General features: G+C 68.6%; 9 protein-coding genes. All 9 read right to left on the bottom strand.

Features of this window, described 5'->3' with window-relative positions:
• On the bottom strand, positions 1-836 hold an 836-nt coding region (locus NY1_RS41150), incomplete at its 3' end, for a winged helix-turn-helix transcriptional regulator (protein ID WP_233434707.1).
• A 66-nt stretch (positions 837-902) separates the two neighbouring features.
• Positions 903-2,858, bottom strand: a complete 1,956-nt coding sequence (locus NY1_RS41145; RefSeq protein ID WP_067723426.1) for an MFS transporter — start codon at positions 2,856-2,858, stop codon at positions 903-905.
• 147 nt (positions 2,859-3,005) lie between these two features.
• Positions 3,006-4,508 (bottom strand): hypothetical protein, encoded by a 1,503-nt coding sequence (locus NY1_RS41140; RefSeq protein WP_067723425.1) that lies wholly within the window; start codon positions 4,506-4,508, stop codon positions 3,006-3,008.
• 176 nt (positions 4,509-4,684) lie between these two features.
• Entirely contained in the window at positions 4,685-6,565 is a 1,881-nt protein-coding gene (gene iolD, locus NY1_RS41135; protein WP_067723423.1) for a 3D-(3,5/4)-trihydroxycyclohexane-1,2-dione acylhydrolase (decyclizing), read from the bottom strand.
• A complete protein-coding gene (iolB, locus tag NY1_RS41130) occupies positions 6,562-7,452 on the bottom strand; it encodes a 5-deoxy-glucuronate isomerase (protein WP_067723437.1) in 891 nt (296 codons plus the stop codon). Before iolB ends, iolD begins: the two co-directional genes overlap by 4 nt.
• A gap of 37 nt (positions 7,453-7,489) precedes the next feature.
• On the bottom strand, positions 7,490-8,383 hold the full coding sequence (locus tag NY1_RS41125; RefSeq protein WP_067723421.1) for a Cgl0159 family (beta/alpha)8-fold protein: 894 nt from the start codon (positions 8,381-8,383) through the stop codon (positions 7,490-7,492).
• Entirely contained in the window at positions 8,374-9,312 is a 939-nt protein-coding gene (iolC, locus tag NY1_RS41120; RefSeq protein ID WP_067723419.1) for a 5-dehydro-2-deoxygluconokinase, read from the bottom strand. Before iolC ends, NY1_RS41125 begins: the two co-directional genes overlap by 10 nt.
• Positions 9,309-10,145: an ATP-binding cassette domain-containing protein gene (locus NY1_RS41115; protein ID WP_067723417.1), complete on the bottom strand. Its 837-nt coding sequence runs from the start codon at positions 10,143-10,145 to the stop codon at positions 9,309-9,311. Before NY1_RS41115 ends, iolC begins: the two co-directional genes overlap by 4 nt.
• On the bottom strand, positions 10,142-11,191 hold the full coding sequence (locus NY1_RS41110; RefSeq protein ID WP_067723415.1) for an ABC transporter permease: 1,050 nt from the start codon (positions 11,189-11,191) through the stop codon (positions 10,142-10,144). Before NY1_RS41110 ends, NY1_RS41115 begins: the two co-directional genes overlap by 4 nt.
• Positions 11,192-11,207: the final 16 nt, after the last annotated feature.

Below are 11,207 nucleotides of genomic sequence, written 5' to 3'. Positions count from 1 at the left end.
CGCAGCGGCGCGCCGCAGTCCCGGTGCCGGATCAGCAATCCCGGCTCCGGCGCGCCCGGATGCGCCCGCTCCGACCAGGCCAGCAGGAACGCGAAGACCCCGAACAGCGCCCGCCCGCGCGGCGTCAACCGGTATTCACGCCCGCCCGTCTCCGGCCGCAGCAGGATCCCGGCGTCGACGAGCCGGTTCAATCGTTCGGTCAAGGTGGTCGGCGAAAGGTTCAGGGCCGCGCGGAATTCCGAGAACCGCCGCACCCCGGCCAGCGCCAGCCCGGTGACCGAGGCGCTCCAGCGATCCCCGATCGCCTCCATGATCTCGTCGAAGCGCGCGTCCCCCCGCGCCGGTCCGGCCGCCCCGCGCCCGGAGCGCCGCCGCCCGGAGGTGATGTGCCACAGCGCTTCCCGATCCAGTTCCACATCGGTCTCGTGCGCGGTCACCGTCCGCCCGCAGCCCCGGCACGACAGCACCGGCGGCCCCCGATGCCCGCACGCGGTGTGCACCAGCTCCGGCAGCAGCGCCCACTCCCCCGTCCATTCCCGCTGCCACGACCACACGCAGACCAGGATTTCCCAAGTCCCCAAACCCAATTCGGTGAGCCGGTACTCCCCTCGGTCCCCCGCCCCGGCCTGCCGGGTCAGCACCCCGGCCTCGACCAGCGCATTGAGCCGCGCCGTCAGCACCGCCGGCGGCGCGCCCGTGCCTTCGATCCACTGATTGAACCGCCGCGCCCGGGATACGAAGGCGTGCCGCAGGATCGTCAGCGTCAGCCGGTCGCCCAGCAGATCGAAGGTCGCGGCGACACTGTTGACAGCCGGGGCGGCAGGGGTAGATTGCACTTCAATAACTGTAGTAGATGAATGGGCCCGGCGGCGCATCGACGCCACCGAGCCCATCCCCCGACCTCACTTTGTCATATCCGCCAGTTCCCGATCGACGGCCTGGTCGTGCGCGGCGGCGGCTTCCTCGGCCTTCTTCGGGCTCCAGTATCCGGACATGATGAACACGAACGGAATGAAGGCGATCTGCGCGATCAGGCAGATCCACCACCACCGCTTCCACTGCGCGGGCCCGTCGATGGCCGCCTGCTGCGCGTCCTTGCCGTGCGCGGCCAGGTAGTCGCGATCCTCGGCCGGAATCTTGGCCACCGCCAGCAGCTGCGTGCTCGCGGTCGCGATGGACGGCCCGGCCGCCGACACCACGACGAGATCGTTCACCGGAATCGCCTTGGCGGCCTGGATGCGCGCCGCCGCCGCTTCGGGCGTGATACTGAACTTCTTCGCGACCTGCCCGACCGCGGTGGCCGCCGCCTCGGTGTCATTGGGATTGGTCATCAGTTTGGTCAGCACCCCGGAATCGATGGCCTGCAGGGTGGCCAGCTCCTCCGGATACTTGGCGTTCACGCTCAAGGTCGTCTGCACATCCGCCGCCGACTGCCCCGACAGCGTGGTCAGCGCCTTCACCTGCGCGGCCGCGTCCCCCGGATTCTTGCTCAGCGCCGTCAGCGTATCCGCGCCCACCTTGTTGATGGTCTCGATCTCGCTGTGGTACTTGGCTTGGATCTCTTGCAGTTTCGGCCCGTAATTGACCAGCGTCCCCGCCGCCGTCACCACGATCAGCAACCCGAACAGCACCCCGGTCACCACGGTGCGCAGCATGCCGCCCCACACCGCCAGCCCGACCGCAGTGGCCGCCGGATTCCGCTTCTCCACGGTCTCGGTGAAGCTGGCCATCCAGGTCGAGTACGAGATCCCGGTCCCGATGGCGATGAAGCTCAGCACCATCGCGAAGGTGTAGTAGTCGGTGCCGGGTTTATCGGTGTAGCCGAGGAAGACGTAGATGCCGATGATCGAGATGATCGCCCCGAAGATCATGAACGGCTTGCGCACCTTCAGGTAGTCCGACACGATCCCGGTCAGCACCAGCGACAGCGCGCTCGCGATCCAGTACCAGTTGCCCAGCGCATTGGCCTGTGCCGCGCTGAACCCGAAGTTGGTCGCCATGTACACCGGCAGGAACGAGACGATGGTGTAGAAGAACGCCAGGAAGATGGAGATGCCCAGCGCCGACCCGACGATGTCCAGGCGCATCATCTGCTTCCACTGATCCCGTTCCAGCGCACCGACATCCAGCCCGCGCGCCCGCGCCTCGATCAGCGCCCGGTCCCGCAGCGACACCATGATCTGATCGCGCAGCGCCGGGCTCAGCTCCCGCAACCCGACCACGCCGAGAATCGAGATGATCAGGCAGATGATGCCGCACAGCCGGTAGTGGAACTGCCAGTCCGGATGCGCGTCCAGGGTCTGGGTGGAGATCTCGGTGGTCACCAGCGCGCCCAGCACCGGCCCCAGCGTCCAGAACCCCATGGCCGAGGCCCGCCCGAGCTGCGGCGAGAAGTCGCGCACCAGCGCCGGGGTCGCCACCAGCACCGCGCCTTCCACAATGCTGATCAGGCAGTACACGATCAGGTACGCCTCTTTGGTGGTGGTCTGCGGCACCGCGAACAGGGTCAGCGCCGAGCAGATGACCGTGCCGTAGGCGACGATGTTCGCCCGCCCCCACCGATCGATGATGCCGGTGATCACCGAGGCCACCGCGCCGAAGGCCGCGCCCGCGATGAAGATGCCGACGAAGTACCGGAAGGTGAGGTGGAAGTAGGCGATCAGCTCGTTGCCCACCGCGCCGGCCACGAACAGCTGGTAGTACAGCGCGATCGAGACCACCACGACCAGGAAGAGATACCAGGACCTGGCGGGCGTATCCGGATAGTGCGGTAGCTTCCGCTGCCAGAGGCCGGTGACCAGAGTGGGCGGACGGAGATCGGGGGCGGCGGGAGGGACGGCCGTCGGAGTCGTGCTCATGATCGAGTTGCCTTTCTGCCCACGGCAACTCGTTACCCTTCGTAATGCAGCGCGAGCGCCGGGTGAGAACAGGGTAGCGGGCAGGAGTGATCTACATCACGGCAATTCGAAATGAATACTGGACAGTGCTGCTGAACGGGGCTGGGTCTATTCGGCGGCGTCGCGGAAGTAGAGAATGTTCGATCCGTGTGCGGCGAGCGGTCCGGCTTCGGCGGCTTGGCGAATGCCGCTGCCCGGAAGTTTCGTGAGCTTGGTGAACATAGTCGTGTTGCCGAATGCCGCGCGCACCTGGGTTTCGGAGGCGTAATCCGCGCCGTAATCGGCGAGCGCTTTGAAATCGAAGGGGGCGAGCGGTTTTTCGAGCGGAATCTGCCCGGCGGGCAGGCCGAGCGCGGCGTACTGGGTGGCGGTGCCGCCTTCGTACAGGCACAGCTCGTAGGAGATCTGCTCGGTGGTGGTGACGCTGACCACCGGCCATTCCTGGGAAAGACGCAGGGCCAGTGGATGTCTGCCGACGGGGGCCACTTCCCAATTGAGGGATTTGACCGACACCCAGTGTTCGGAGATCTTCTCGATGATGACGACGTCCTCACCGAGGCGTTCGGCCGCGTTCACCTCGGGTTCGGGTGTGCTCCAATGCTTTTCCTCGACACCCAGGTACGCCGAACTGGGCACCGGCTGCGCGCCGTCGGCGACATAGGCGGCCAGCAGGGCGGCGCGCACCAGGGTGACGGCATTGCGGGAGGAACAGCGCACGCTGAGCGCGCCGAAGGAGGTGCTGATCTCGACCGGTTTGGACGGCGGATCCGGGAGCGCGCCGGCGGCCAGGGGTTTGAGACCGACCAGCGCGAGCTGCCAGTTGACCTCTTCGATGGTGGCCAGGTCGCCGGAGGTCTGGTATAGGATCTGCTGCTGGGTGAGATACCCGGCGCGTTCGAGGGTGGCGCATTCCAGTTTGGCCAGCGCGGTGACGGTCTTGGAGGTGAATCCGAGTTCGTCGATGCGGATTTCGCGCAGGCCCTGGGTCATGGCCGGGGAGGTGACGGCGGCATAGCGTTCGCGGTACATGGACAGCGCCTGTTTGCGCTGGCGGCCGACCATGAGCGTGCGCAGCAGGGTATTGAGCGTGGCCAGGTAGCGGTTGGCCTGGTCGGGGTCGGCGGCGTACATGGCGGCGCGAATGCGGACCGCGTCCTCGCTGGCGGCGACGGCCGCGTTGGGGTCCAGGCGGCACAGCCAGACGCCGCATTTGGACAGCGCGTCCGCGCACACGCCCGAGGCCTGCGGGTAGGTCTGCGCGACATGGCGATACGCGTTGCAGGCGTTGCGAATGGTGGAGGTGGCCAGTTCCCGGTGCCCGATGGTGCGCGCCGCCTGCTCGAACAGCCGCAACGCCTCCTGCACCTCATTGGCGAAGACGGCGGTCACGTGTCCGGCGGTGAGCCAGCGCAGGCGGATGAGCACCGCTTCCTGCGCGGGCTCGAGGGCGGCGGGCGAGCGATCGCGTTGCGACGGATCGGTCTTGGTGGCGATGAGTCCGCGGGCGAATTCGCACAGGGTGGTCGCCAGCGCCAGCTCGGCTGCCGCGGACCGGTCCCGCGCAGCCCCTCGATCCGTTGCCACCTGGCGCTCGATGGCGCTGAGATCCATTGCGACCTTCAAACTCCCGCATCACCCGTGCGCGAGCCGGGCTGGGATCGCAGGAGGGCAACCCTCCACCTTCACCGGTTCACGCGTTTGCGCCGAGTCTGCCACAAATTCCCGGCGCGGGTGCGCCATCGGCCGCGATGCCCGGTTTGCCCGGGAGCCACTGGGCGCGGCGGAGATCAGCCGCGCCCGATGTACCGCACTTGTCCCGGTTTCGCCGCGTCGTAGGCGACACGCCCCGAGAGGTGTTGCGGCACACCCACTTCCCACCAGGCCCCGGCCTCGGTCCAGTCGGCTGGGCGGGTGCGGACCACGACCACCGCCGGACGCTGTTCGGCCAGTGCGGCGGTGCGTGCCCGGGAGTAGCCGTCGCGGAATTCCATCGGATCGCTGGCGGTGAACACGGCGCAGCCGAGCGCGCGGGCGTGGGCGGCGAAATCGACGCGGGGCGGGGTGGAGTGACGGGTCCGGCAGTCGGTGAGGAAGTTGTTGTACGGCTCGCCGCCCTGTCCTTCCTGCAACCGCGCGATGACCGCGAAGCCGTCGTTGTCGCAGACCACCGCGACCATGGGATGCCCGGCGAAGGCGGCGGAGAACAGTTCCGAGTTCAGCATCAGGTACGAGCCGTCGCCGAGCAGCGTGGTGACCAGCCCGTCCGCGTCGGTCTCGCGCTTCAGCAGCGTGGCGCCCCAGGCTCCGGCGAGCTCGTATCCCATGCACGAGAACCCGTATTCGACATCCATGGTGGGCGCACCGCCGACGGCTCGCCACCCGCCGATGACCTCGCCCGGCAAGCCGCCCGACGCCGTCATCACATAGTCGGCGGGACCGCTGAGTTCGTTCACCACGCCCACGATCTGCGCGTAACTCGGCGTGCCCGCGCCGGCTGCGCGCAGCTTGTCGATATGCGCATCCCACTCGGCGCGTTCGGCAACAGCGCGAGCAGACCAAGCTGGTTCGGCACGCCAGCCCTGATCGGCGGGCCGGGTGGTTGTGGCGACCAGCGGCGCAAGCTCTTCCAGCGCCGCGGCGGCATCGGCCACGACTGCGAGGCCGCCGTGCTTCACGGCATCGAATCGGGCGGCATTGATGTGGACCAGCCGGACATCCGGCGCGAATACCGTCCACGACGCGGTGGTGAAGTCTTGCAGACGGGTGCCGACCGCGAGCACCAGATCGGCCTGTGCAGCAAGGGTATTCGCGGATGCCGCGCCGGTGACGCCGAGCGGGCCGGCGTACAGCGGGTGCTCGTGTGGGACCAGGGTGCGGCCGGCGGTCGTCTCCGTCACCGGGATGCCGTGCCGTTCCGCGAATTCCAGCGCTCGTGCGGCGGCTCCCGAGTAGCGCACGCCGCCACCGAGCACGAGCAGCGGGCGTCGCGATGAACGGAGCGCTTCGGCTGCGGCGCGCAGGTCCCGGAGGTCCGGGCGGGGGCGCGGGATGCGGTGTACGACAGGCTCGAACAGCGCGTCCGGGAAGTCGTAGGTCTCGGCCTGTACGTCCTGCGGCAGAGCGAGGGTGACCGGCCCGGTGTCGGCGGGGTCGGTGAGCACGCGGGCCACCTGGGGCAGGGTGGCGAGGAGTTGTTCGGGCCGGGTGATGCGATCGAAGAAGCGGCTCACCGGGCGGAAGGCGTCATTCACGGTGATGGTCGGATCGCCGTAGTGCTCGACCTGTTGCAGGACCGGATCGGGTGCGCGGCTGACGAAGGTGTCGCCCGGCAGCAGGAGCAGCGGCAGCCGATTGGCGTGCGCCACACCGGCGGCGGTGACCATGTTCAGCGCACCGGGCCCGATCGACGAGGTGGCGACACCTACTTGGCGGCGGTGCGCCGCCTTGGCCAGCCCGACGGCCGCGAGGGCCATTCCTTCTTCGGTCTGCCCGCGCCAGAGCGGGATCTCCTCGCGTCGTTCCTGTAAGGCGGTGCCGAGTCCGAGCACGTTCCCGTGCCCGAAGATCCCGAATACCGCTGGGAACAAGGGCACTTCGACCCCGTCGAGGTTTTCCGACCATTGCGCGATCAGCCACGCCACCAGGGCTTGCGCGGTGGTGAGTTTCATCCGACTCGTCCTTCACTGGAGGTGATCGGGCAGCGCGGGTCCAGCGGCGCACCGGCCCAGCTGTCCCGCACCCAGGCGTGCGCCGGGTCGTCACAGAAGGCCATGGAACGCTCCGCGGCCGGCCCGGCCAGCACGTTCAGGTAATACATGGGGTAGCCGGGCGCGGCGATGCACGGTCCGTGATACCCGTGGGGGATCAGGAACACGTCCCCGTCCCGCACCGCCACGTTCTCGTCCAGCGCGCCGTCGGCCGTATAGGTGCGATGCATCCCGAATCCCTTGTCCGACGGCATGATCGACCCCGTCTGCCCGATCCGGAAGTAGTAGATCTCCTCGTTCACGACCTCGCAGTCGCTCACGGCGTCGTGCTTGTGCGGCGGATACGAGGACCAGTTCCCGTCCGGCGTCAGCAGCTCACACGCGTTCAACTTGTCCGCGTGATCCCACACCCCCGGCACCCCGAAGTTGGTGACCTGCCGCGTCGCCGACCCCGCGCCACGCACTTCGACCGGAACGTCTTCCGCCGGACCGTATTTCGGTTCCAGCCGCCGCTCACACCGCGCCATGGGCAACGCGACCTCGAGCGGTCCCTCCGCCGCCAATTCCACCTCGGCGTCCCGGGGCACATACGCGAAGTCCGTCACCCGGTCGAATACCGAACGGCGACCGGCGATTTCGAACTCGGCCCCGTCCACTCGAACCACGCACCCGCCCGACAGCGGCAGCACGAACGCTTCGAACTCCCCCGTCGTCACCCGGCGCGTCTCCCCCGCCGCCAGCTTCAGCACCCGCAATCCGGCGTAGTTCCAACCGGCGTCCTGCGGACCGAGCCGGATCGGATCGACACCGTCGGACAGGGTTCCATGTACTCGATGCAACTTACTCACCGACATCCCCCGGCCCGAAAGTCGTACGCGCACCGAGTCATCGCGCAGCCGCCAGCACTTGTGCGGCGGCATCGACCGCTCCCGCGACATCCCCGTCGGGCGGATAGAGCAGGCTGCGGCCGACGACGAGGCCCCGGGCCACTTCGTGGCGCAAGGCCGCGCCCCAGGATTTGAGGTCGGCTTCCGGGTCGCCGGAGGGGGCGCCGCCGAGGACGACGACGGGCAGGGTGGTGGCGTCGAGGACCGAGATGTCCTCGGGGGCCGGGATTTTCAGCCAGGTGTACGCGGAGGTGCAGCCGAGGCCGGACGCTACGGTGACGGCGCGTTGCAGGGACGCGGCGTCCTTGTGCATGACCAGGGAGCCGTCGGGCTCACGGGCGTAGGGCAGGGGTTCGACCATGGCCATGAGGCCGTGTTCGGCGAGTTCGGAGACGGCGCGGGCGCAGGCTTCCAAGGTCGGGATGGTACCGGGGTCGGAATCGACCAGGCGGAGCAGCATCTTGCCGCCGTCGAGGCGGTATTTGACGAGGGATTCGGCGTCGTACCCGGTGAAGCGGTCGTCGATTTCCCAGTCCGCGCCGGCCAGGCCGCCGCGGTTCATGGAGCCGATGACGATCTTCTCGTGGACCGCGTCCAGCAGGAGCAGTTCCTCGACTATGTCGGGGGAACCCAGTACGCCGTCCACAGCCGGGTTGGCCAGCGCGATGAGCAGGCGTTCGAGCAGGGTGCGGCGGTCGGCCATGGCGGTACGATCCGCTCCCACGCCCAGCGCTCCGCGGGCGGGATGGTCGGCGGCGACCAGGAACAGGGTTCCAGTGTCGGACAACAGGTTCGGCCGCCGACGGCGGTCGGCGTAGGCGCGCTGAATCGCTTCGGGTTCGGTCGCGCGCAGGCGCAGCAGCTCCTGCCAGCGGGCGTCGGTCAGGTGCACAGCATCTCCTCGATCTCGGCATCGGTCGGCATGGCGTCGGCGCAGGCCAGGCGGGAAGCCACCAGCGCGCCCGCCGCATTGGCGTAGGAGGCGATGCGGTGCGGGTGCCAGCCGGCCAGCAGGCCGTGGGCGAGGGCGCCGCCGAAGCCGTCGCCCGCGCCGAGGCCGCACACCACCTCCACCGGACAGGGTGGCACGGTCCAGCGTTCGGTCTCGGTGGCGATGAGCACGCCTTCCGCACCGCGTTTGATCACCGCCAGCCGCACGCCGCGCGCCAGGAGCCGGTCGGCCGCCGCGTCCGGGTCGGCGGTGCCGACCGCCACTTCCGCTTCGGTGCGGTTGCCCACCACCACGTTCACGTGATCGAGCATCCAGCCGATCTCGGCGCGTGCGGTCTCGACGTCCGGCCAGAACATGGGCCGGTAGTCGAGATCCAGGACGGTGTGCCCGCGGCGGGCGCGCCGTTCCAGGATGGCCCGCTGGGTGGTGCGGCCCGGTTCGGCGCTCACGCCGGTGCCGGTCACCCACAGCAGTGGAACGGAATCGACTACATCCCACGGGATTTCGTCGGAAGTGAGGGTGAGGTCCGGCGCGATGGGCAGGCGGTAGAACAGCAGCGGCGGATCGGCGGGCGGGTTCAGTTCGCAGAACACCACCGGCGTCAGCAGGTCCGGCGCGGTGCCGACGTACCGCGCCGATACGCCGAAGTCCGCCAGGGCCTTCCGCACGAACGGCCCGAAGCCGTCCGCGCCGACCTTGGTGAGCACCGCGGAGCGGCGGCCCAGCCGGGCCGCCGCCACCGCCACATTGGTGGCCGTGCCGCCGAGGAACTTGGCGAAGGTGGTGACCTCCGCCAGCGGTACCCCGCTCTGCTCCGGGTACAGGTCCACCCCGACCCGGCCGATGGTCAGCACGTCGAGGTCGGTCACGACACCACCCGCTCCAATTCGTGCTGCAGCGCTTCGAGTTCGGCGCCGCCGGCCATCTGCCGGGTGAGCTCGGACAGGTCGATCTCGGACTTCTCGTAGCTGCCCAGCTGGGTGCCGCGTTTGAGCAGCAGGAACCGGTCGCCGACGGGGTAGGCGTGGTGCGGGTTGTGGGTGATGAGCACGACGCCCAGCCCGCGATCACGCGCCTGGACCACGTACCGCAGCACCACACCGGCCTGCTTCACGCCCAGTGCGGCGGTGGGTTCGTCGAGGATCAGCACCTTCGCCCCGTAGTGCACGGCGCGGGCGATGGCGATGCACTGCCGCTGCCCGCCGGACAGCGTGCCCACCGGCTGTTCCAGGTCGGGAATGTCGATCCCCATGTCCACCAGCGCTTTTCGCGTGATGTCCTTGGCCTCGGTGCGGTCGAGCAGCTTGAGCGGACCGTAGCTCTTGACCGGTTCGGAGCCGAGCACGAAATTGCGCCACACGCTCATCAGCGGCACCACCGCCAGGTCCTGGTACACGGTCGCGATGCCGCGATCCAGCGCCGCACGCGGAGAAGCCAATCGGGTGGTCTCGCCCTCGATCCGCAGTTCCCCGCTGTCGTGCTGATGCACCCCGGCCAGGATCTTGATCAGGGTCGATTTGCCCGCGCCGTTGTCGCCGAGCACGCAGGTGACCTCACCCGCGTTCACCACCGTGGAGACGTCCCGCAGCGCGACCACACCGCCGTAACTTTTACCTATGCCGATGGTTTCGATGAGTGGGACAGGCCCACCCGTCGCCCGACCACCGCCCCCCGCCGAATCGCTGCGCGATACTGTGCTCATCGCCGTACCCTTTCCGCCCGCTTCTTGAACGCGTTGTTGACCAGCACCGCCGACAGCAGCAGCACGCCCAGGAACAACATGAACCAGTCGTCGTTCCACCCGGCGAGCACGATGCCCTGCCGCGCCATGCCGAAGATGAGCGCGCCCAGCGCCGCCCCGATCACCGAACCGAAACCGCCGGTGAGCAGACAGCCGCCGACCACGGCCGCGATGATGTACTGGAATTCCAGCCCGATGCCCTGATTGGCCTGAACGCTGGTGAAGCGCAACAGGTTACAGGCCCCGACCACCCAGCCCGCGAAGGCCGTGGTCATGAACAGCAGGATCTTGGTGCGCGCCGCCGGGACGCCCACGGCCCGCGCGCTGGGCAGCGAGCCGCCGACCGCGAACACCCAGTTGCCGAAGCGGGTGCGCAGCAGGATGAGCGCGCCGACCGCGGCGAACACGATCCACCACACCACCGACGCCTGGATGCGGGCATCGCCGATATCGGTGGTGGAGGCGAACACCCAGCCCGCCGACTCGTAACCGTCCGCGCGGCGAATGCCGGTCACCTGGACATTGTCGGTGACCGCCCGGGTGACACCGAGATTCAAGCCCTGCAAGGCCAGGAAGGTGCCCAGGGTGACGATGAAGCTCGGCAACCCCGTGCGCATCACCACCCAGCCGTTGAGGAAGCCGACCGCGAGCGCGAACACCAGCGAAACCGCCAGCGCCAGCCACACATTCCAGCCAGCGTGCACCGCGAGCAGCGCGGTCACCAGCGCCGTGGAGGCCGTCATCACACCGGCCGAGAGATCGAACTCGCCGCCGATCATGAGCAGCGCCACCGCGACCGCCATGATTCCGAGCGTGGAGGCGTCGTCCAGCCAGTTCGAAATGCCCTGCGGGCTCAGGAATTTACTGGTGACGACGGAGAAGAACACGAATACGACGATCGCGCCGAGCAGCGCCCCGATCTCCGGTCGCTGGATCAGCCGGTTCACCAGCGGCGGATTCTCGGTCTGCGATACCGCGGTATCGGTTTTGGTTGTGGCAGTTGTCATTTCGCTCACTCCCGGC

Source organism: Nocardia yamanashiensis NBRC 100130 (assembly GCF_001613325.1).
Lineage (GTDB): Bacteria > Actinomycetota > Actinomycetes > Mycobacteriales > Mycobacteriaceae > Nocardia > Nocardia yamanashiensis.
Note: the sequence above shows the minus strand (reverse complement) of the source record. Positions and strands in the feature narration are given on the sequence as shown.